Here is a 275-nt window from a genome sequence, read left to right on the forward strand (position 1 = left end):
AACACCGCATTCGTCGACCAGTACCGGCTTTCGGAGCGCAAGGTCGCGGCCGGACAAGACGTGCCGGCGGCCGACGGCGCCGCTGCGACGGCACCGAAGACCTGCCAGCGCTCGGCGATCGTCGATGTCGCGGCCGATCTGACCGATTTCAATGTCAACCAGAACGCATGGATCTCCTCCATGCTGCTCTACAAGATGGGCTTTTTCGGCATCGACTGGGATCATACGCCCTTCCTCGACAACAAGGCCTCTTTCCAGCGCGGTATCAACCAGGC

At 61.8% G+C, this 275-nt stretch carries 1 pseudogene; it reads left to right on the forward strand.

The annotated features are described in order from the left end of the window. A pseudogene (locus tag EOD29_RS31650) lies at window positions 1-275 on the forward strand (DUF2333 domain-containing protein); the annotation flags it as partial.

Origin of the sequence: Mesorhizobium sp. M1A.T.Ca.IN.004.03.1.1, assembly GCF_003997555.1 — a bacterium.
Lineage (GTDB): Bacteria > Pseudomonadota > Alphaproteobacteria > Rhizobiales > Rhizobiaceae > Mesorhizobium.